At 66.5% G+C, this 21,118-nt stretch carries 17 protein-coding genes and 1 tRNA gene; 8 read left to right on the top strand and 10 right to left on the bottom strand.

The window, feature by feature from the left end; genetic code table 11:
• Window positions 1-8 precede the first annotated feature (8 nt).
• From ACN9M4_RS02825 to ACN9M4_RS02815, 3 genes are all read left to right on the top strand, one after another.
• Window positions 9-1,598, top strand: a complete 1,590-nt coding sequence (locus ACN9M4_RS02825; RefSeq protein ID WP_426303369.1) for a stealth family protein — start codon at window positions 9-11, stop codon at window positions 1,596-1,598.
• A 115-nt stretch (window positions 1,599-1,713) separates the two neighbouring features.
• A complete protein-coding gene (locus ACN9M4_RS02820; RefSeq protein ID WP_426302064.1) occupies window positions 1,714-2,454 on the top strand; it encodes a hypothetical protein in 741 nt (246 codons plus the stop codon).
• Entirely contained in the window at window positions 2,454-3,251 is a 798-nt protein-coding gene (locus ACN9M4_RS02815; protein ID WP_426302063.1) for a hypothetical protein, read from the top strand. Before ACN9M4_RS02820 ends, ACN9M4_RS02815 begins: the two co-directional genes overlap by 1 nt.
• Here the strand turns inward: ACN9M4_RS02815 and ACN9M4_RS02810 are convergent.
• From ACN9M4_RS02810 to ACN9M4_RS02795, 4 genes are all read right to left on the bottom strand, one after another.
• On the bottom strand, window positions 3,229-4,545 hold the full coding sequence (locus ACN9M4_RS02810) for a nucleotide sugar dehydrogenase (protein ID WP_426302062.1): 1,317 nt from the start codon (window positions 4,543-4,545) through the stop codon (window positions 3,229-3,231). The genes ACN9M4_RS02815 and ACN9M4_RS02810 overlap by 23 nt on opposite strands.
• Before the next feature lie 342 nt (window positions 4,546-4,887).
• On the bottom strand, window positions 4,888-5,898 hold the full coding sequence (locus ACN9M4_RS02805) for a PDR/VanB family oxidoreductase (protein WP_426302061.1): 1,011 nt from the start codon (window positions 5,896-5,898) through the stop codon (window positions 4,888-4,890).
• Window positions 5,895-7,607, bottom strand: a complete 1,713-nt coding sequence (locus tag ACN9M4_RS02800) for an HAL/PAL/TAL family ammonia-lyase (RefSeq protein WP_426302060.1) — start codon at window positions 7,605-7,607, stop codon at window positions 5,895-5,897. The genes ACN9M4_RS02805 and ACN9M4_RS02800 overlap by 4 nt, the downstream gene beginning before the upstream one ends.
• Window positions 7,585-8,391 carry an IclR family transcriptional regulator gene (locus ACN9M4_RS02795; RefSeq protein ID WP_426302059.1) on the bottom strand — a complete coding sequence of 269 codons (807 nt, stop codon included), beginning with the start codon at window positions 8,389-8,391 and terminating at the stop codon, window positions 7,585-7,587. Before ACN9M4_RS02795 ends, ACN9M4_RS02800 begins: the two co-directional genes overlap by 23 nt.
• A gap of 186 nt (window positions 8,392-8,577) precedes the next feature.
• Between ACN9M4_RS02795 and ACN9M4_RS02790 the strand changes: the two genes are divergently transcribed.
• Window positions 8,578-9,798 (top strand): cytochrome P450, encoded by a 1,221-nt coding sequence (locus tag ACN9M4_RS02790; RefSeq protein WP_426302058.1) that lies wholly within the window; start codon window positions 8,578-8,580, stop codon window positions 9,796-9,798.
• Here ACN9M4_RS02790 and ACN9M4_RS02785 read toward each other — a convergent pair.
• From ACN9M4_RS02785 to ACN9M4_RS02770, 4 genes are all read right to left on the bottom strand, one after another.
• On the bottom strand, window positions 9,795-10,553 hold the full coding sequence (locus ACN9M4_RS02785; protein ID WP_426302057.1) for a nuclear transport factor 2 family protein: 759 nt from the start codon (window positions 10,551-10,553) through the stop codon (window positions 9,795-9,797). The genes ACN9M4_RS02790 and ACN9M4_RS02785 overlap by 4 nt on opposite strands.
• Before the next feature lie 108 nt (window positions 10,554-10,661).
• Entirely contained in the window at window positions 10,662-11,147 is a 486-nt protein-coding gene (locus ACN9M4_RS02780; protein ID WP_426302056.1) for a glutathione peroxidase, read from the bottom strand.
• Window positions 11,148-11,354: 207 nt separating this feature from the next.
• Window positions 11,355-12,650, bottom strand: coding sequence for a peptidoglycan DD-metalloendopeptidase family protein (locus ACN9M4_RS02775; protein ID WP_426302055.1), 1,296 nt, complete (start codon window positions 12,648-12,650; stop codon window positions 11,355-11,357).
• Window positions 12,651-12,747: 97 nt separating this feature from the next.
• Window positions 12,748-13,122 (bottom strand): MarR family winged helix-turn-helix transcriptional regulator, encoded by a 375-nt coding sequence (locus ACN9M4_RS02770; RefSeq protein ID WP_426302054.1) that lies wholly within the window; start codon window positions 13,120-13,122, stop codon window positions 12,748-12,750.
• 85 nt (window positions 13,123-13,207) lie between these two features.
• Between ACN9M4_RS02770 and ACN9M4_RS02765 the strand changes: the two genes are divergently transcribed.
• Window positions 13,208-14,665 carry an MFS transporter gene (locus ACN9M4_RS02765; protein ID WP_426302053.1) on the top strand — a complete coding sequence of 486 codons (1,458 nt, stop codon included), beginning with the start codon at window positions 13,208-13,210 and terminating at the stop codon, window positions 14,663-14,665.
• A gap of 104 nt (window positions 14,666-14,769) precedes the next feature.
• The gene (locus tag ACN9M4_RS02760; protein ID WP_426302052.1) at window positions 14,770-15,681 is read left to right on the top strand and encodes an oxygenase MpaB family protein; all 912 of its coding nucleotides are present in this window, start codon (window positions 14,770-14,772) and stop codon (window positions 15,679-15,681) included.
• A 73-nt stretch (window positions 15,682-15,754) separates the two neighbouring features.
• Here the strand turns inward: ACN9M4_RS02760 and ACN9M4_RS02755 are convergent, their stop codons facing one another.
• A complete protein-coding gene (locus ACN9M4_RS02755) occupies window positions 15,755-19,225 on the bottom strand; it encodes a proline dehydrogenase family protein (protein WP_426302051.1) in 3,471 nt (1,156 codons plus the stop codon).
• A gap of 120 nt (window positions 19,226-19,345) precedes the next feature.
• Here ACN9M4_RS02755 and ACN9M4_RS02750 point away from each other — a divergent pair, with 120 nt between their 5' ends.
• Window positions 19,346-20,245 (top strand): LysR substrate-binding domain-containing protein, encoded by a 900-nt coding sequence (locus tag ACN9M4_RS02750; protein ID WP_426302050.1) that lies wholly within the window; start codon window positions 19,346-19,348, stop codon window positions 20,243-20,245.
• A gap of 140 nt (window positions 20,246-20,385) precedes the next feature.
• On the opposite strand, the gene ACN9M4_RS02745 is transcribed toward ACN9M4_RS02750, so the two are convergent.
• Window positions 20,386-20,470: transfer RNA gene (locus ACN9M4_RS02745), tRNA-Ser, on the bottom strand.
• A 320-nt stretch (window positions 20,471-20,790) separates the two neighbouring features.
• Between ACN9M4_RS02745 and ACN9M4_RS02740 the strand changes: the two genes are divergently transcribed.
• Entirely contained in the window at window positions 20,791-21,114 is a 324-nt protein-coding gene (locus ACN9M4_RS02740; protein WP_426302049.1) for a hypothetical protein, read from the top strand.
• Window positions 21,115-21,118: the final 4 nt, after the last annotated feature.

Genomic DNA, 21,118 nt, shown 5'->3' with positions numbered 1-21,118 from the left:
GCGCAACCATCACCCAAACACAGTTTGACCCCGTCTACCACGGCAGCCCCTCCACCGAACCCGATGAGGTAGCGGAGGCCGGCTCCCCCGCGGTCCTGGCCAGGCTCAAGCACCGGCCGGACATCGTCCGGCACAACGGCCGCTACGCCCTCATCAACCAGGACCAGACGCCGCAGCAGGCCATGGTGGAGGACCTCCTGGCCATCAGGGCGGCGTTGGACGCGGCAGGCATTGAGTTCATCTTGGTCCGCGGCAATTCCGAACGGCCCGTGATTGCCGTGGACTGGGAGGACCGCAAGAAGCTGCGGGAGTCCCTGGCCGAGGCCTTCCGGGACGAGCCCTTCTACTCGATGACCGTGGACGCACGGAAGAAATCCTCTGTCCTGGTGGCAGATGGCAGCATGTCCGCGAACCGCAAGGCCCGGATCTTCCGCTTGTACCGCCCACGGGTGGAACCGGTGGGTGGCCTGCAGTACGGTCCGGGGCTCGGGGTCCAGCTGGAGCTGTGGAGCTTCGAAGACGATCAGCTGATCCTGCCCGTGGAAAACTCGCTGACCCGCCGCACCATGCTGCGCCAGGACGCCGTGCGGGGCAGCGTGGAGCGCCACGGGCTGAGCTGGCCGACCATCGAGAACATGTTCGCGGACCATGCCTCGGACATCGACTTCGACATCGACATCGTCTTTTCCTGGGTGGACGGCAACGATCCGGAGTATGTGACGGCCCGCCGCGCCCACATGGAGGGTGCGGTGGTGGGCGAAGGGGACGCGCACGAAGCCCGTTTCCGGCAGATCAACGAGCTCAAGTACGCCCTGCGCTCGGTGTACATGTACGCTCCGTGGATCCGGCGGATCTTCATTGCCACGGATTCACCTGTCCCCGCCTGGCTCGCGGACCACCCCCGCGTGAAGATTGTGCGCAGCGAGGAATTCTTCAGCGATCCCTCGGTGCTGCCTACGTACAACTCGCAGGCTGTCGAATGCCAACTGCACCACATCGATGGCCTCTCGGAACATTTCCTGTACTCCAATGACGACATGTTCTTCGGCAGGCCAGTGGGCCCGGACATGTTCTTCACCCCGGGAGGAATCACCAAGTTCATCGAGGCGGAGACCCGGATCGGCCTGGGCGCGAGCGACGCCGAGCGCAGCGGATTCGAAAACGCCGCGCGGGTGAACCGGAAGCTGCTGTGGGACCGCTTTGGGCGCATCACCACCCGGCATCTGGAGCACACGGCGGCGCCCCTCCGGCGCAGTGTCATGGCCACCATGGAGCAGGAATTCGCCGAGGAGTTCGCCCGGACGGCCGCCAGCACTTTCCGCGCCGCGGACAACATCTCGGTGACCAACTCCTTCTACCACTACTACGCCCTGCTCACCGGCCGCGCCGTCACCCAGACCGACGCCAAGGTCAGGTACGTGGACACCACCCAGTGGGCCGGGCTGCACTACCTGCCCAAGCTGCTGGCCAAGCGCAACATGGATTTCTTCTGCCTCAACGACGGCAGCTTCCCGGAAGTAGCAGCGGAGGAACGCGCCGAATTGGTGGTCGATTTCCTGGAGAAGTACTTCCCGCTCAAAGCACCTTGGGAGAAGTAGCCTGGCGTCCGGTCAGCTCCGGGTGTTTGATGGTGGCTGGCGCACAAGCGGCGCGGCGCAGACGAGTCAGCTTTCTTGAACGCTACTATCCGGTCCCGGCCCCTTTGGAGAGCGCATGATCGACCTGTTCCTTGAGCAATCCCTCGGCGCGGCGATCGGCCTGACGATATCCGCAGTCTTGGCGGTCCTGGCCAAGCGCGTGCGCGTCAGCCGCGCGAAACGTCTGTGGCGGCTTAGAGAAGCCGGTCCCTCCGTCGTACTGTCCACGAGCGCCTCCGTTGGCACCGGCGCATATACCAGGAGGATGACGGGGTTGGGACAGGTGCGCGCGCTTGGACTCCTTGTACCGTCCCTCACCCGCGCATATGGCGAATTGGACAGCAATGCCGTCACCTTGTCGGTGCACACGAACGGCGCGAGCCGAGAGCGCGACTTGATCCTGTTGGGCGGTCCCAAGAACAACGAGGTGACGCGAGAGGTCCTTGATCGGATGGCACCGAGGCTGCCGATCACCATCCAAACCAACGGAGACGAGGTGATTGTGCACAACGCCGCCGATGGAGGCGAAGCCATTCTGCCTCCGGCAAGCACGCCAGCGCCGTCCCAGTCTCGACCCGGCTACGACTACGGCTACATTCTGCGCGCAGTGAACTGCTTCAACCCGAAAACCTCGGTGACAATCTTCGCGGGAACCCACACCTACGGCACTGCCGCAGCCGTCAGGTACTTCCTAAGCAACCCCAAGAAGTTCAGATCCCTCGGGGACCGCCAGTACGCCCTGGTGGTGAAGGTGCGCGTGATGGGTGACGAGTTCATCGAAACACCGGAGCTCATGCTGGGTCCTAGCGAGTTCTGATGAAGATCACCATGGTCGAGTCGATCTGTGTCTCGAAAACGCCAGAGTCTGCAGGCGCTGACCGGCTGCTCGTGGCTGACGGCCTTTGGGGCGTCGTCGATGGGTCATCCGCAAAGGGCCCAGAGAAGGGATCCGCACCCACCGGGGCCGAGCTGGCCGACATCGTGGAGACTGCGGTCCATGACATTCCCGTCGATGCCGACGCGGTCCGCGCAATGGACATTCTCACGAGGGCCATTGCTGGTCGCGCGGCACCTGACTATCTGCATTCCGCCTCGGTCGTGCTCTACTCGGGGCTTCGGAACGAGATATGGCTGGTGGGTTCAGGCGGATTCTGTGTCGACGGCGAAACCGTGACGTTCTCCCCGCCGCACGAGCGCGCTGCGAGTCGCGTACGCGCAGCCTTCTTGACCGCGAGTCTGAGAGACGGGTACGCTCTGGACCGGCTGGCGGCAGACGACCCCGGCCGGGAGCTCATCCTCGGGCTTCTCCGCCAGGAGCGCCACTTGCGCAACGTCGACGAACTGGGCGACTACTACTTCGGAGCGCTGGACGGGAGAGCAGTGCCCAGCCGGCACATCCTTGTGCGCGCCCTACCGGATGCTACCCGCGACGTCACTTTGGTCACGGACGGCTATCCGGTGGTGCTCCCGACGCTCGTCGAATGCGAGGCTTCCCTTGCCGAACTTCTGGCGGACGACCCCTTGCTCATAGGTCGTCATCCGCAGACCAAGTCCTTGCGGCCGGGGGATCGGAGCTTCGACGACCGCGCCCTCATTCGGTTGGCGCGCGGCTGACGACAGCAGTCGCCTGCGTCGATCGGTAACCGATACTGGCGTAAGCGGCGTCGGGAGCGTCTCGGCGCAGGGTGGTCGGGTCGACAAGATTCCAGGGATCGTACACCAGCGACGGGGATGCCAGCAGGCGCCGCACCTCGCCTCCAATCAATTCCTCTTCGTAATACGAGTGGTCGCTGAGCAGCAGCACGATATCGAAGCGAGTGCCGTCAAAGAGATCGGGATGGGGCGACAATCCCAGATCCCGCATCTGTTGTGCGTCTACGTGCGGGTCGTGAACGACGACGGCCAGCCCGCGGGCGCTCAACTCATGAGCGACCAGCACACCAACGGAACCGCGGGTGTCCCGTGTGGGCGGACGCGCCTTGAATGCCGCACCGCAGACCAACACTCGGATCTCCGCCCCTTGAGTAGCGGCGAAGTCGACAGCCAAGGTGATGATGTCGGCTGCGACCCTATCGTTTACCTCGCGGCCGATGGTGAACAAGTTCGGGCGGCTCGGATCAGCGAGCGACTGGGCAAGAAGGTATGGGTCCTTGGTCAGGCACGAGCCTCCGACCCCGGGTGATGGCCTGACCATCGTGTCCCTGGGGTAGTCTCTGTTCGCTTCGTCGATCAAGCGCACGGCGTCCAGGTTGTAGCGCTCGGCGATCATGCCGATCTGGTTCGAAAAGGCATGCCGCAGGTCGCTGTAGGCGTTGTGCGCCAGCTTGGCGAGCTCGGCGGCCTCGACCGCTTGCATGGTGACGATGGGTCCGGTGACCGCCGCAAGGAGGTCGCCGGCCCGCTGTGCCGCCTCCGCGTCGAACGCCCCGATCAGTTGCGGCAGCGTGGCGAGTTCCCGGGCCTCGTCGCCCACGATGCTCCGTTCGGGCGCATAGGCAAGGTGGAACTCGTCAGCGGACAGCCCAGAGGAGTCGGAGAGCTCGCCCCACACCGTGTTCCGAACCGTCCCAACCGGCACAGTCGATCGCACGACGACCAGATCGCCGGGTCGTAGAACACCTCCGACCGCGCGGCTCGCACTGACTAGGGAACCAAGGTCCACGTCCTGGTCCATGGGCCGGAGAGGCGTGTCGACGGCGATAATGTGACTGTCCGCGGGCACAGGATCTGCGCCGACGATGAGTGCCCGGGCGGTCGATGGGGCACCGACGCTACGCAGCAGGTCATTCTGCCGATCGACATTCAGGTCGATTCCGGCGACTCGGTATCCGGCGGCCAGCATAGCGCACGCCAGAGCGTGCCCAACGGTTCCGAGACCCACGATGCAGACCTGTCCGGTTTGAGTCATGCACCGACGTCCTTCCAGATTATGAGAGCCCGCGAGCGTTCACGATATGAGCGAGCCTTCCGCAGTCAAAGCTTGCCGTCAAGTCTCTTCAAGTTTGAGGGCGTAGTGGGGGGAGAGGGCCTCTCTCACCTTTGAGGGAACGCGTTCACCGCGACCAGCACCGCCAGGGAGAAAGCAAATGCCGGATCCAGAATGGCCGGATCCCGGCATTTGAAAAAGGGCATGCGGCATCGAAATTCGAGGGATTACTATTTCGAAAGTCCGGGGCGCAGGAAGCACGCTGACGGCTACCTGGAGCACCTGCCCGCGCCCCGACCGCCACGTGGGCAGGCCTGGCCACGCCTAAATGTCGAGCACGAGCCTTTCCCCGCGGCAGCGGGAAACGCAAATCATCATTGTTTCATTCAATGCACGCTCCTCCTCGCTGAGAATGTCGTCCTGATGATCAGGAATTCCTTCCAGGACGACGGTTTCGCAGGTGCCGCATGTTCCTTTCCTGCAGGAATTCAATGCCGGAACGCCAGATCTATGGAGGGCATCAAGAATTGTTTCGCCAGCCGCGACGTTTATTTCCTGCCCGTCGGCGGTTTCCACCACAAAAGGCGAGTCGTCCGGGCCCAAGGCAGACGCGCCGCCGTCGGGCGTTTCAGCTGAACCGGCACCGAAGTCTTCAAACACCAGGCCGGCCACGGCTCCGGCAGCATGGGCCGCACGCAGTTCCGACAGCAGGCGGGCCGGCCCGCAGGCGTAGACGACGGCGCCGCCGGCGTCCGCGAGGTATCCCGCCAGATCGAGCAGCCCGGCGTCGTCCTTCGCGTGGATCCGGGTCCGGGTTCCGTCCGGGTCGACTGCCGCGAGCTCATCCAGGAATGCCATGGACCGCAGGCTCCGCCCCAGGTACAGCAGCCGCCACGGCTCGCCGGCTGCCGCGGCGGCGCGGATCATCGGCAGCAGCGGGGTGATCCCGATCCCGCCGGCAATGAACAGCTTCTCCCCCGCCGTCGGCGCGTTGCCGCGGAAATTGTGCTTCGGCCCCCGGACCTCGACGGCGTCTCCCGGGCGGAGGATCCCGTGGATGAAGTCCGAACCGCCCCGGCCGGCTGGTTCGCGAAGCACGGCTACCCGCCAGCCCCGGGAATCCGCGGGGTCCGAGCACAGCGAGTACTGGCGGAGCAGCCCGTTCGGCAGCAGCACATCGATGTGCGCACCGGGCTCCCAGGCCGGCAGCGCACCGCCGTCGGGGTCCTCCAGCAGGACGGAGACGATGCCGTCCGCTTCCTCGCGGATGCCGCCCACCGTCAGGCGGGTGAAGCCTTTCGTTGCCACCCCGGCCTCGGCCGACTGCAGCGTCATTCCCGGCCTCCGATCACGGCGTTGACGGCGCTGACGACGGCACCGGAATGGACGAGTTCGGTGGCCTTGCGCAGCCGCGGGTAGAGGACCACGTCCTGGGTGATGTGGTCGATGGGGCGGCCGTCATCGGAAGCCACGGAGCGCAGGAATGCGAGCGCCGCGAGGCTTGCGGGGCCGGGCCTGGCCTCCGCCGTGGCGCGAAGGCCCATGCGCAGTTCCAGGGCCTGGGCCGCCATGAGCAGTTCCACCGCCACCACGGTTTCAATGTTCGCCACGATTTGTCTGGTGTGCCGGCCGGCGTTGTTGGCCATGGAGACGTGGTCCTCCTGGTTGGCGCAGGTGGGGATGGAGTCCACGCTGTCCGGGTGCGCCAGGGTCTTGCAGTCGGAAACCAAGGCCGCGGCAAGGTACTGGGGCAGCATGTAGCCGCAGTCCATGCCGATCTGTTCGCTGGCCACGAGCATGTCCGGCAGGCCGCGGTTCAAGGTGCCGTCGTCCAGCCGGAACAGGCGGCGTTCGGTGATGTTGCCGATCTCGGTGACCACGATCGAGATGAAGTCGGCCGCGAAGGCCACGTACTCGGCATGGAAGTTGCCGCCGGACACCGCCTTCAGGCTGCGGCCGGCTGGCAGGGACGGGAAAATCAGCGGGTTGTCCGTGGCGGCGTTGATCTCGTTGTCGATGATTCCCGCGGCAAAGTCCAGGGTGTCCTTGACCGGGCCGAAGACCTGCGGGATGCAGCGCAGCGAGTAGGCATCCTGCGGCGGCTGGCGCACGGGGTCGCGGCCGGCGTCGCCGTCCACCAGTCCGCTGCCGCTGAGCAGTTCACGCAGGCGCGCCGCCACCTCGATCTGCCCGCGCTGGCCGCGGGCCTGGTGGAGTTCGTCGATGAAGGCGTCGCCGAATCCCATGAGCGCCTCGATGCTCATGGCCGCGGTGATCTGTGCGGTTTCCAGGAGGTTCTGCGCGTCGTTCAGGGCCAGGGCCGCCTGGGCGCAGGAGAAGGAGGTTCCGTTGAGCAGGGCGAGGCCGTCCTTGGCTCCCAAGGGAAGCCGTTCGAGCCCGGCGTGCTTCATGGCGGCGAGGCCGGAAACCACGGAGCCGTCCACGAAGGCCTCGCCCGAATCCAGCTCCAGGTCGTCGCCCTGGTGGGAGCGGGACATCACGATGGCGATATGGGCCAGCGGGATGAGGTCGCCGGACGCGCCGAGCGAACCGAACTCCGGGATGGCCGGGTGGACGCCGCGGTTGAGCATGTCGGCCAGGGTCTTCACGATGTCGCCGCGCACCCCGGAGTAGCCCTGGGTGAGGCTGACGATCCGGATGAACATGGTTGCCCGGACCACTTCCTCGTCCACGTAGCGGCCCACGCCCGAGGCGTTGGAAATGACCAGGCGGCGGGACAGCTCGGCAGCGTCGGAGGGTTCCGCGAAGGCCTTGCGCCCGGCGAGGGAGCCGAAACCGGTGTTGATGCTGTAGATCGGGGCGGTGTCTTCGCCGGCCTCCATGCGTTCCATGACACTGCCAAGCCACTCCTCGCTTGGCTTCATCCGGGCGAGCGCGGCGTCGTCCACCACCACGGGCCGGCGGTGGCGCGCCACCTGCACCAGTTCCTCCAGGGTAGCCCGGGCGGCCCCCACAACCACCGGTGCGGTTTCAAGCCGTTCTGTTTCAAGCCGTTCTGTTTCAGGCAGAGTGTGCAGCGTCATCGTTTGCCTCCCGTGTTGTGTGTCGGCGCGTTGTTCCTTGGCCAGCCAGGGTCCCCAGCGACGCCGCCAGGTTCTCCGCTGCCTCGTTCATGGTCTTCAGGGTGGTGTTCAGCCAGCTCCGCGAGCCGCAGCGGCTCTCCGGCCCGGCAACGTTCAGGGCGCAGACCGCCTCGCCGCCGAACATCACCGGCACCGCCACAGAGACGGCCCCCGGGTCGAGCTCGCCGCGGGAAACCACCCAGCCGGACGCGCGGATTTGCGCGAGGCTGGACTGCAGCTGTTCGGCGGTGGGCGTGTTGTCCGTGAAGCGCGGCAGGCCGCCGTCGAGCACCTGGCGCACGACGTCGCCAGGCGCCCAGGCAAGCAGCGCGCGCGGGCCAGCTCCCGCACTGAGCGGCAGGAGTTCGTTGACGGCGAAGGTGTATTTGATGGCCTTGTCCGGTTCGACGCGGCGCAGGCACATGGCCCTGGTGCCCACCCGGATCACCATGACGGCGGTTTCGCCCACCGTGTCCACGATGTCCTTGAGTACGGCGGTGCCCACCTCGGCCAGATGGCTTTGCGTCAGGTGCCTACCGGTGAGCGCCAGCAGCGCCCGGCCCGGCCGGTACAGCCCGGCGTCCTCCTGGACGAAGCCGAGCTCGCGCAGCTGGCGGAAGTAGCGGTAGGTGCTGCTGACGGGGATGTCCAGTTTGGAGGCCACGGCCTCAACGGTGGTGTCCCCGGCGTCGGCGACGGCGGACAGGATCCTGAGGCCGCGCTCGAATGATGCCTGTCCTGCCACTGCCCGTCCTTTCCGTTCCGCCGTGAGCTGTTACGCAGTAGATCGTGCGGGGCATTCAGGCGCTTCGACAAACAGTATTCCCACAGAATGAGAATTCTGTTTACTCACTGCTCTTTCTTACCGATACCTTGGGCCCACGAATCCGCCACCCCGCAGCGCGAACTCCCCGACCGTAATGAGGCCCGAATGCCCTTGGACACCTCCACAGACAGCACTCCGCCAGCCCTTCCCGTTTTCGCGGACGACCCTTACACGGATGAAAACCTCACCGACCCGTACCCGCTGTTCGAGCGCATGCGTGCGGCGGGTCCGGCGGTATGGCTCGAGAAGTACGGGGTTCCCGCCTTCGCCGGCTTCGCGGAATGCCGGGACATCCTGGAGGACTACCGGACCTTCATCTCCAGCGCCGGTGTGGGCCCGAAGAACCTGCACAAGGAGCCCGCGTGGCGGCCCCAGGGCATCCTGGAATCCGACCCGCCCGTGCACGGTCCCATGCGGGCCGCCATGTCCGCGGTGATTTCGCCGCGCGGCGTGCGCTCCCTGCGCGCCGGATTCGAGGTCTTCGCCAAGGAGTTGGTGGAGCGGCTGATCGAACAGCAAACCTTCGACGGCGTCACGGAGCTGGCCGAGCTGTTCCCCATCCGGGTGTTCGGCGACGCCGTCGGGATTCCGCGGGAGGGCCGCGAAAGGAACCTGCTGCCGCACGGCGCCATGAACTTCAGCGCGTTCGGGCCCGACGACGAACGCTCCCGTTCATTCTTCGAGAAGGGCGCCGGCACCCACGAGTGGGTGATGGCCAACTGTGCCCGGGAGAACCTCTCCCCCGAAGGTATGGGCGCGCAGATCTGGGCGGCATCGGACCACGGGGAAATCACGGCAGACCAGGCCGCGCTGCTGGTGCGCGCCATGCTGTCGGCAGGTTTGGACACCACGGTGTTCTCGATCGGGAATACCCTGCAGGCCCTGGCTTCCCACCCGGAGCAATGGGCGGCACTGCACGCCAACCCGCGGCTGGCGAAGTTCGCCATCGACGAGGCCCTGCGCTTCGAATCGCCGTTCCAATCCTTCTTCCGGACCGTCTCCGCCGACACCGTCTTCCGCGGCGCGCCACTGGCGGCAGGTTCGAAGGTGCTGCTGTTCGTCGGGTCCGCCAACCGGGACGCCCGCCAGTGGGGAGACACCGCCGACGACTTCCGGATCGACCGGAACGCCGGCGGGCACCTGGCCTTCGGCATGGGCATCCATCAGTGCGTGGGGCAGCCGATCTCCCGCCTCGAAATGGACGTGCTGTTCACCGAGATGGCCGTCCGGATCAAGAGCATCGAGCCAGCCGGGGAACCGGTGCCGTACCTGCACAACACCCTGCGTGGCTGGAGTTCGATCCCCTTGAAGATCACACCAGCCTAAAAGAGGCCGTTGCCGTGCGGCAGTGACTCCGGAATATCGGCCACGACGTCCCAGTGCTCTACGATCTTCCCGCCGTCGACCCGGAAAAGATCGTAGAAGACGGTGGGTTTGCCGCCCAGCAGCCCTTCGGACTGGGTCAGGACAAACTCGCCTTCGGCCACCGAGCGGTGCACCGTGCCGTACTCCACCGTGATGCCTTGTTCGGCCCAGGCCTTGAGGGCGGCACCGAGCCCGTCCAGGCCATCCGGCACGGCGGGGTTGTGCTGGTGGTACTGCTCGGAACTGATGAACTCGCCGATCCGGTCTGCCTGCCCGCCTTTGAGCACAGCCTCAACAAAACCCATGACGACGGCGCGGCTCGCCTCAGTCTGTTCGGGCGCGGTTACCTCCGCCGGGCCGTCGACCTGACTTCGGCCGCTCGCTGTTTCCGCCACCGCGGGCTGCAGCGCGTCCCAGTGCTCGGCAAGTTTTCCGTCGGCCACCCGGAAAACATCAAAGGCGACCAGCGGCACCGGCCCGAAGCCGTAGTAGGTGCCGTGCATGGCGACCAGATCGCCGTCTGCGAGTATGCGGACCGGCTCGTAACGGAAGTCCGCGGGCACATTTTCAACCAGTCCGCGCAGCGCCTCGGGACCGTCACCTACCATGGCGCTGTGCTGGCGGTAATCCGCCGCCCACCATCGGTCGATCGCACCCAGGTCCCGGTCGATGAAAAGTTCGCTGCCGGCCTTCTGCACCAGATCCTTGTTATCCATCGCCTGCGTCCTCCCTGGCTCCGAGCGTGGACCACTGCCCGCGGTCACGTCCCAGTTTGTACGCGCGGCGGCCCGGTGTCGAGACTGCGTGAAGGAGCCACGCGGGGATCAGGCGAGGGCTTCTTCGAGCGCTCCAATGAGCTCCTCGGAGTCGGGCCCGACGGCGGACGGGAAGCGGGCGAGCACCTCGCCCTCGCGGCTGACCAGGAACTTCTCGAAGTTCCACTTCACCTTCTGCAGTTCCGCGCCATCCGCGGGACGGGTGAGCTCGGCGTATAGCGGGTGCTGCTGCTTGCCCAGCACGTTGCTCTTGCTCATCAGCGGGAACGTGACCCCGAAGTTGCGCTGGCAGAACTCGGCGATTTCGGCGTCGCTGCCCTGTTCCTGGCCGCCGAACTGGTTGCACGGTACGCCGAGGATCTCAAGGCCCTGGTGACGGTACTTGCCGTACAGCTCCTCCAGGCCCGCGTACTGCTTCGTGTAGCCGCAGGCGGAGGCCACGTTGACCACCAGCACGGCCTTCCCGGCGAAGCGCCCGAAGTCCCCCTCCGAGCCGTCGTTGAAGGTGAGCGGGATGGAGTGGAGCGGGGACATGGAACTTCCTTAGCACTGGGTGGAGCAGGGGTTCGGCGCCGCGAAGACATGCGCTGCACCGGGGTCCGAGTCTAGTGCGTGGGAAGCATGCGGCTGAAACAGCTGCGCTTGCCGGACCGGGTCCGGGGGCAGGGCCGCGTCAGGGGCACGGCCAGATCAGGGGCCGGGCCAGATCAAGGGGCCGGGCCAGATCAAGGGAGGAACCGGTCACGGAGCCGGAACCGTCGATTCGGGAAGCGACTCCGACGGAGACGGGCTCAGCTGTTGTGTGGTGCTGCCCGGCAGCGGACTCGTGGGCACCGGGGTCTCGGTCAGCGTTGGCAGTGGCGCGGGGGTTTCGGTCGGTGCCGTCGTCAACGGCGGCAGCGGCGCGGGAGTTTCTGTCGGCGCCGGCGCCGGCGCCAAGGTCGGAGTCGGAGTAGCTGTCTGGGTCTGTGTCGGAGTCGGTGTCGCGGTCGACGTCTGAGTCTGGCTCGGCGTCGCGGTACCAGTCGACGTCGGCGTCGCCGTTGCGGTATCAGTCGACGTCGGCGTCGGGCTTGCCGTACCGGTCGACGTCTGGGTCGACGTCGACGACGGCGTGGCGGTCGGCGACTGGCTGGCCGTCTGTGTCGCGGACGCCGTCGGTGCCGGCGTCACGCGGGCCTCCTGCTCGCCGCCGATGACTTCCCGTTCAGGGGCGGCGGCCACCGGGACGGCCCAGTTCGGTGCCTCGGTCACCGTCGAACCGGCACCGGGTGCGTAGTTGACCATTGGAATGTTGTCGAGCGGGTCCGCCTGCCTGATTGGGATGAGGGTCCACGCGGCCGGATCGCTGTGCACGCCGTTGACGATCGTCTCGAAATGCAGGTGGCAACCTGTGGAGGACCCCGTGGTGCCGACCTTGGCGATCACCTGGCCTACCTTGACCGACTGGCCTTTCTTGACCCCGATCCCCTGCAGGTGGTTGTAAGTGGTGATGAGGCCGTTTCCGTGGTCGATTTCCACCCGGTTTCCGCCACCCCACAGGTGCCAGCCGACGGCGCGGACCACACCGGCGTCAGCCGTGTAGACCCGTGTGCCACAGGGCGCCGCGAAGTCCTGGCCCCAGTGGAACTCGCCCGGTTTTCCGCTGAGCGGGTCAATGCGAAGGCCGAAGGGGGAAGTGGGAACCAGGTGTTCGAGGGGAGCGTAGAGCTTTCCCTTGCCCGGCCTGTCCAGGTCCTGGGAGGCAACGTTGAGGTGGCGCTTGCCGCTCTTCGCGACGGTTTCGACAGTGGAACGCTCAAAGGACAGGATCGCGTCGGCGCCTACCGCCAGGGAGGGTGGCGGTCCCCCGTCCAGCAAGTACGGCCCGACATTGCCGCTCGCCGGTTGGGCCTGGAACGGGGCCATGGGTAGGGGGCCCTGGGCACCAAAAACCAGCAGCATCAGGACTCCGAAAAAGCTCCAGAACAATGATCGTCCGAAAGCCTTGGACCGCACCAGGATGAAACCCTGGCCGGACTCGTGGTGTTTACCCACTTGCACTCCCCATAAGCGGCGCCCACCTAGCCCGGACGCACACGCCTATTCTGACGTCATGGGAAGGGAAAAGGAACCCCTGCAAGGAGCGCTCCGCTCAGCTGAGGTTTTCCTTCAGGAGGGCGCGGTGCTCGACGGCGGCCTGCTGGTGGAGCGCACGGCCGGCGTCTGTCAGTTCGAGGAAGAGTGAGCGGCGGTCATCCGCGCAGGAATGGCGGGCCAGCAGGCCGGCTTTCTCGAGCCGGTCCACGACCTTGGACACGGCACTCTGCGTCATGGGAGTGCGCTCCCCCAGCGCCTTCATGCGGCAGGCGGTGTCGGAGCTTTCCGCCACGAGGTCCAGGATTTCGAATTCGTTGAGGCCGATGTCGAACTTGGCCTCGAGCGCCCGGTCGATCGCACAGGAAGTGCGGAAGTAGGCGTCCTGGATGCTGCGCCATTGCTCAACCAACTGGCGGTCTGTCGTTGCCATGCCCCCGATTCTAGTTCATTACGCATTTAAATGCCACGTCATAATATTCCTTGTCATTGAATGACGCGTCATATACATTGATGCCATGACTTCGACGAACACCCTCGAAAGATCTGCCGAAAAACTCCACAACGCCGTCCGCTGGACCCGCGCCCAGTGGCTCCTGCTGATGGTGGTCTGCACCGTCCTCGCCCTCGACGGCCTGGACGTTTCCATGGTGGGCGTCGCCCTTCCGTCCATCGGCCACGAGCTGGGGCTGGGCACCGATTCCCTGCAGTGGATCGTGTCCGCCTACGTCCTGGGCTACGGAAGCCTGCTGCTCCTGGGCGGCCGCCTCGCCGACCTCCTGGGCCGGCGCAGGATCTTCCTGATCGCCCTGAGCGTCTTTGCCGCCGCCTCCCTGTTGGGCGGCCTGGTGAACGATCCCACCGTCCTGATCGCCACGCGCTTCGTCAAGGGACTGGCCGCCGCCTTCACGGCACCCACCGGTTTCTCCATCATCACCACCAACTTCGCGGAAGGCCGCGAACGGAACAAGGCACTGTCCATCTTCACCACCTTCGGCGCCAGCGGCTTCTCCCTTGGCCTCGTGGTCGGCGGCCTCATGACCAGCCTCAGCTGGCGCTGGACGTTCCTCGTTTCGGTGCCGGTCGCCGTCGCCGTCGTCCTCCTCGGCCTGCGGTACATCCCCAGGGACAAGCCGACGGCGGAAAACAACGGGCACGACATCTGGGGTGCGGTGACGCTCGCCCTGGGCATGCTCGGACTGGTCTACACCTTGGTATCGGCTCCGGAAAAGGGCTGGGGATCTGTGGCAACAATCGCCGGGTTCGCAGTCTCCGCCGCGGTACTCGCGGCATTCGCCGTGATCGAGAGCAAGGTCAAGCATCCCCTGATCCGTTTCGGCATCCTGCGTGAAGGCTGGGTGGCCAAGGCCAACCTGAGCGCGATCGGCCTGTTCGGCTCCTACCTGAGCTTCCAGTTCATCGTCACCTTGTTCCTGCAGTCCGTGCTGGGCTGGTCGCCGCTGGGCATGGCGCTCGCCCTGCTCCCCGCGGGCCTGATCGTGGCCACGAGCGCTCCGTTCGCGGACCGCCTGATCGAGAGGTTCGGCGCCACCACGCTGATCCTTACCGGCCTGGTGTCCCTGGGCCTGGGCTACGTACTGTTCCTGCGAGTGGGGACCACGCCCAACTACGTTCTGGACATCCTGCCCTCGATCATCCTCCTGGGCATCGGCTTCGCCCTTGCGTTCCCGTCCATCAACGTGCAGGCCACCGCCGGGATCCGCGATTCCGAACAGGGCCTTGCCGCCGGCCTGATCCAGACCAGCACCCAGGTGGGGGCGGCCCTGGTGCTCGCCGTCACCACGGCGATCGTCAGCGGGCACGGCCACTCAGCAGGCAGCGCGAGCGCGGCCGCCATGCTGGAACAGTACCGTCCGGGACTGGTCCTGAGTGCCGCCGTCGCGATCGCGGCGCTGCTGGTGGCAGCGTCCCCGGGACGCCGACGCCGGCCAGTCACCGCTCAGCCGGTTGCCTGACTACCGCATCAATTCCGGAAGGCGGCCGCGGCTAAGTGCCGCGGCCGCCTTCCTGTTTTCTGTCCGCCCTTACGGAACCCGCGCCGTCGGGCACAGAATGGAAGATGGTCAGCTTCATCCGGAAATGGCGGGGGGAACTGCGGACGACCTTCACCGGTCACCCGCAGGCCGTTCCTGACTGGGTACTGGAACTTGCCGACGGCGACGACCCCGGCTATCACCGCCCCGGCTCGGCGGTCTGGGCGGTGCATGGGTCGGTGGCCACAATCATCTCGGGCATCCGGGTGCTGTTGACGCAGTCCCTGCATCCCGGCGCACTGGCGGGAGTCTATGACCACTCGGCGTTCCAGGAGGACCCGCTGGGCCGGCTGGCCGGTACCATCCGGTGGATTTTCACGGTGAGCTACGGTTCCCGGGCCGCGGCGCGGGACGCCACGGCGAAGGTACGGCGGATCCACCGCTTCGTGCAGGGCACGTATACCGACAACCAGGGCAAGCCCCGCGGCTACTCCGCCCTCGATCCCGAGCTGCTCGGCTGGGTGCACGCCACCTACGCCGACTCCTTCGTTTCCGTCCATCGCATCTGGGGTGGCCCCATCCCGGGCGGCGCCGACGCGTACGTGCGGGAATGGGCACAGGCCGGGCGGTTGATGGGCGTCGTCAACCCGCCGGAGACGCTCGCGGAGGTCGGCGAGGAAATGGACCGCTGGTACACCTCGGGCGAGCTGCGTTCGGACGCCCGGCTCAAGGAAACCGTGGAGTTCATCCGCAACCCTCCACTGGCGCCTTCCCTGCGGTCCGGATACCGCATCCTCTTCAACGCCGCCGTCGGAAGCCTGGATCCCCGGTACCGGGAGCTGCTTGGCCTGCGGACGCCGCATCTGGGACCGATCCCGCTGCCTACAGTGCTGCCGGCCCGGCTGGTGCTCGCTTTCGTCCGCTTGGGCCTGGGGCGGCAGAGTTCCAGCGAAAAGGCTGCCCGGGACCGGCTGCGGCGGCTGGGCATCGCGGCCTAGCACTCTCCGTTAAGCCACAAGTCCGGCGCCACGGCATTGCCGTGGCACCGGACTTGCTTCGTTTCAGCTAACGCTAGATCAGCGCATCCGAAAGGTGGTTCGGGGTTCCGAAACGGTGCGCCGTGATGCTGACAGCCTGCTCGTGCAGGAAGGGCAGCATCTCGATCCGGCCGGCCGGGGTGACCTGGCCGTGGTAGACCGCGACGTCGGGACGTCCGCCGGTGGCGGCGGCCAGGGCGGCGTAGTCCCCGCCGATCAGGCGGATGCGACCGCCGTTGATCCGAGCCGCCGACGCCAGCCACTCGGCGTCGCTTTCGATCCGGGAGCTCACGCCCGCTCCGGCGAAGGCAGCCACGACGGCGTCGGGCAGCTCGACGGCGGAGGACACCGTGATAGCCGAGCCGGCTACCGCGCCGGCCGCGACAACCCGCAGCAGTTCGGCGAGCGAAGCACCTTCGGACAGGCGCACGGTCACCGGGAGAGCCCGGTAGCGGAAGACATTCCGTTCGGCGCTGAGCCCTGAAACGTCCTTGGCGGTGCCGAACTCCGCGGCCCAGGCTGCGGCGTCGCTGTGGAGGGCCCGCTGAAGGGTGTCAGCCTCCTCGGCGCTTACCGTGGTCTTGGCGGCGGCGAGGATGGCTGCGGCCGGACCGGTGAGGATGGTGCCGGGCTTGGCGGCGGGCTCCGCGGGAACCCAGTTGCCCAGGCCGATCAGGTAGTTCGGGCCGCCGGCCTTGGTGCCCGCGCCGACTGCAGATTTCTTCCAGCCGCCGAAGGGCTGGCGCTGCACGATCGCGCCGGTGATACCGCGGTTGACGTAGAGGTTGCCGGCCTGGATGGTGTCCAGCCAGATGCCCATCTCCTCGGAGTCCAAGGAGTGCAGGCCCGCGGTGAGGCCGTATTCGATCTCGTTCTGGATGGCGATGGCTTCCTCAAGGGTGGCCGCGGTCATCACGCCGAGCACCGGTCCGAAGAACTCGGTCAGGTGGAAGTAGGAGCCGCGCTTGACGCCGTAGCGGATCCCCGGGGACCACAGCCGGCCGGTCTCGTCCAGCTTCTCCGGCTTCACGGCCCAGCTTTCGCCGTCGCCGAGGGTGGTCAGGGCGTGCAGCAGCTTGCCCTTGGCCGGTTCGATGATCGGGCCCATCTGGGTGGTGGCCTGCTCCGGGTAGCCCACCTGCAGGGAGCGGGCGGCGTCCAGGAGCTGGTTGCGGAAGCGGGTGGAGGTGGCCACGGAGCCCACCAGGATCACCAGCGAGGCGGCCGAGCACTTCTGGCCTGCGTGGCCGAAGGCCGAGTAGACGACGTCCTTGGCGGCGAGGTCCAGGTCGGCGTGCGGGGTGACGATGATGGCGTTCTTGCCACTCGTTTCCGCGAGTAGCGGCAGGTCCTGGCGGAAGGAGCGGAACAGTTCAGCGGTCTCGTAACCGCCGGTGAGGATCACACGGTCCACGTCCGGGTGTGACACCAGCTGGGTGCCGAGCTCTCGCTCTTCGAGCTGCACGAGCGCCAGCACCTCGCGCGGCACACCGGCCTCCCACAGGGCGTCCACCATGACGGAACCGGAGCGGCGGGCCTGCTTTGCGGGCTTGATGACGACGGCGGAGCCGGTGGCGAGTGCGGCGAGGGTGGAGCCAGCAGGGATGGCGACCGGGAAGTTCCACGGCGGGGTCACGGCGGTGAGCTTCGCCGGGACGAACGTGGCGCCGTCGACTGTTTCCAGATCCTTGGCGCGCTCGGCGTAGTAGTGCGCGAAGTCGACCGCCTCGCTGACTTCCGGGTCGCCCTGTTCGATGGTCTTGCCGGTTTCGGAGGCCATGACCTCAAGGAGCTCGGCGCGGCGGGCGTCCAGGACGTCGCCGGCGCGGTGCAGGATGGCGGCGCGCTCGGCGGCGGGCAGGGCGCCCCACTTGTCTGCTGCGGAGACGGCCGTGGCGATGATGCGGTCCAGCTCTTCTGCCGTGGCGACCTTGGTGGATTCAACGACGTCGTTGCCGGCAGTGGAGCCCGGGATGCGCTCGAGGATGGCGCGGCCCCAGGCGCGGTTGGCCGGGAGGGCGGGATCGGTGTCCGGGGTGTTGGCGAAGCCTTCGCGCGGGGCGGGAACCGGGGCCTTCCTGCGGTCCTGGGTGCGGTTCGGCGCGGGAACGGAATCGTCCAGCTCCGCGAGGGAGGCGAAGAAGCGCTGCTTCTCGCGCTCGAAGAGGCTCTCGTTCTCGGCGAGTTCGAAAACCGCGGACATGAAGTTGTCCTGGCTGGCGCCCTCTTCGAGGCGGCGGATCAGGTAGGCGATGGCGACGTCGAACTCGCCCGGGTGCACCACCGGCGTGTACAGCAGGAGGCTGCCGACATCCTTGCGCACCGCGGTGGCCTGGCCGGTTGCCATGCCGAGCAGCATTTCGAATTCGATGCCCTGGGTGACTCCGCGTTCCTTGGCCAGCAGCCAGGAGAAGGCGATGTCGAAGAGGTTGTGTCCGGCCACGCCGATGCGGACGGCGTCGATGTGCTCCGGAGTGAGTGCGTAGTTGAGGACGCGCTTGTAGTTGGTGTCCGAGTCCTGCTTGGTACCCCAGGTGGCCAGCGGCCAGCCCTGGATGGAGGCCTGGACCTGTTCCATGGGCAGGTTGGCGCCCTTGACGACGCGGACCTTGATGGGGGCACCGCCGTTGGCACGGCGTGCGGCGGCCCATTCCTGGAGGTCCTGCATGGCGGCCAGGGCGTCCGGCAGGTACGCCTGGAGCACGATGCCGGCCTCGAGGTTCTTGAACTCGGGCTTGTCGAGGATCTTCTTGAACACGGCCATGGTGAGGCTGAGGTCCTTGTATTCCTCCATGTCCAGGTTGATGAACTTGGGCTTGGGGAAGGAAGCGGCCAGGCGGTACAGCGGGGTGAGCTTCTCCACCACGTGGTCCACGGCCTCGTCGAAGGCCCAGAGCGGGTGCGGGGCCACGGTGGAGGATTCCTTGATGGAGACGTAGTCGACGTCGTCACGCGCCAGGAGCTTGAGGGTTCCCTCGAGGCGGCGGTCGGCTTCGTGCTCGCCCAGCACGGCTTCGCCGAGCAGGTTGATGTTGAGGTGGACGCCGTCCTTCTTGATCTTGGCGATGGCGGGGCCGAGCTTGGCGTCCGTGGCGTCCACGATCAGGTGGCCGACCATGTCGCGCAGGACCTTGCGGGCGATCGGGATGACCAGCTGCGGCACGACCGGGGCCATGATGCCGCCGGCGCGCACGGCGGCGCGCATGTACCAGGGGAGGAAGGCCGGGACCTTCGGGGCGAGCTTGGCCAGGTTGCGGCCGGCCACAGAGAGATCCTCCGGGCGGATGACGCCGTCGACGAATCCGACCGTGAAGTCCAGGCCGTTGGGGTCCTTCAGGACGCCGGCCAGGCGCTGGGCCGAGATGTCAACAGGAATCTTCGAGGCCTCAGTGAGCCAGTGACGGACCAGGGCGGTGGCTTCGTTGCCGAGTTCCTGGAAGTGGCCGGCGTCCGGAAAAACGTGGTTTCCGGCGGCGGCGCGGGATTCCCGGGTTGGTGTGCTCATGCGCGTATTTCCTTAGGGATGGTGCTTCGTTTCCACCAGTATGGATCTACAATCAGATTAGGAAAAGCGAACTTTTCCGAATGATATTCGTTAGACTTTTCGAGCATTTTTGGAGGGCCCATGCTGGACGTCCGGCGGCTTCGATTGCTGCATGAGCTGAAGATCCGCGGGACCCTGGCCGAGGTGGCGGACGCGATGAAGTACAGCCCGTCGTCGGTATCCCAGCAGCTGACTTTGCTGGAGAAGGAAGCCGGCGTGGAGCTGCTGCGCAAGTCCGGCCGGCGCGTGCAGCTCACCCCGCAGGCAGAAATCCTCGTGGAGCACGCAGCATCCCTGCTGGCCATCCTGGAGCGGGCCGAAACGGACCTTGCTGCATCCCTTTCCTCCGTCACCGGCACCGTGCGGCTGGCTGTGTTCCAGTCCGCGGCGCTGGCGCTCATGCCGGACTTCCTTACCTCCATGCGGGCGGAGTATCCGGAGGTCCGAGTGGAAATGACCCAGCGCGAACCCGAGACCGCCCTCTACGAAACCTGGGCACGGGACTTCGACATCGTGGTGGCCGAGCAGTACCCCGGCCATGCCGCGCCGCACCACACGGGCCTGGACCGCGCCACCCTCACCAGCGACGCTATCCGGCTGGCCACTCCCCCGGTGGGGCTGGGCGGGGAAACAATCACGACGCTGGCGGACACCGCTTCGCTTCCGTGGGTCATGGAACCGCACGGCGCAGCGTCCCGGCACTGGGCCGAGCAGGCCTGCCGTTCGGCGGGCTTCGAACCGGACGTCCGCTACGAAACCGCGGACCTCCAGGCGCAGATCCGCCTGATCGAGTCCGGCAACGCCGTCGCCCTGATGCCGGACCTCGTGTGGACCGGGCGGGCGAAGTCCGTGCAGCTTTTGGAACTGCCCGAGCTGCCGCACCGCACCATCTTCACGTCCACGCGCAAGGCCGGCCGCATCCACCCGGCCATTCTGGCCTGCCGCGAAGTGCTTGAGCGGGTGGCCGCTGCGCGGAGCTGAAAGGTTCCCCGGGCCGGCCGGTCCGCCCAACTAGCTCGCAGTTGTGGCCGTTTTCGCGCCTCAAAACGGCCACAACTGCTAGTCAGTTGGGCGTTAACGCAAAGGGCCCCGGCTCCCTCGAAAGGGACCGGGGCCAAACGCGGAGAATGGGGGATTTGAACCCCCGAGGGCGTTAACCCAACACGCGTTCCAGGCGTGCGCCATAGGCCGCTAGGCGAATTCTCCATTGCTTCTGAATCAAAAGCAGGTCTTACTGTACCTGAGATTTCCAGCATCTCCCAATCGAGCCGTTCGGCCGGCTCCTGCGGGGCCGCTTCGCGCCTTAACGAAAAAATGGACGCCCCCAATGCGCCCATTCCTGCGGTACTCCGTTGAGACGCCGGGTCCGGTCTCCCCAACAGGCCCTACGCCTCACAACCTTGAGATTGCCCCAATCGGTGTACATACCAATGTTCCGCTGAGACCTCTGGTTTGGCAATGGAAATTAGAAACCATCCTTTGACCTGTTTCCCGCGGGTTTGCGGGGCCGCTGGCAGGATGGTGGGATGAGCCAACTCCACGCACTGGTGGTCTATGTTCCGCTCCCGCACAGCGAGGCCCTCCTGGCAGCCATTGGGGACGCTGGCGCCGGCCGGATCGGCGACTACAGCCACTGCGCGTTCACCACCCCGGGCACCGGCCGCTTCACTCCCCTGGCCGGTGCGCAACCGTTCATTGGCGCCGTGAACGAGCCCGAGCAGGTGCCCGAACTCCGGATCGAGTGCGTGGTTCAGGAGGAGCTGCTCGACGACGTCGTGCGGGCGTTGCGTGCGGCGCACCCTTACGAGGAACCGGCTTTCATGACTTGGCCGGTGAAGGGGTGGCGGTAACCGT

The organism is Arthrobacter sp. R-11 (genome assembly GCF_049913155.1).
In the GTDB taxonomy this organism is placed as follows: domain Bacteria; phylum Actinomycetota; class Actinomycetes; order Actinomycetales; family Micrococcaceae; genus Arthrobacter.
The sequence above is the reverse complement of the archived record's forward strand: the minus strand, read 5'-3'. Positions and strand labels throughout refer to the sequence as shown.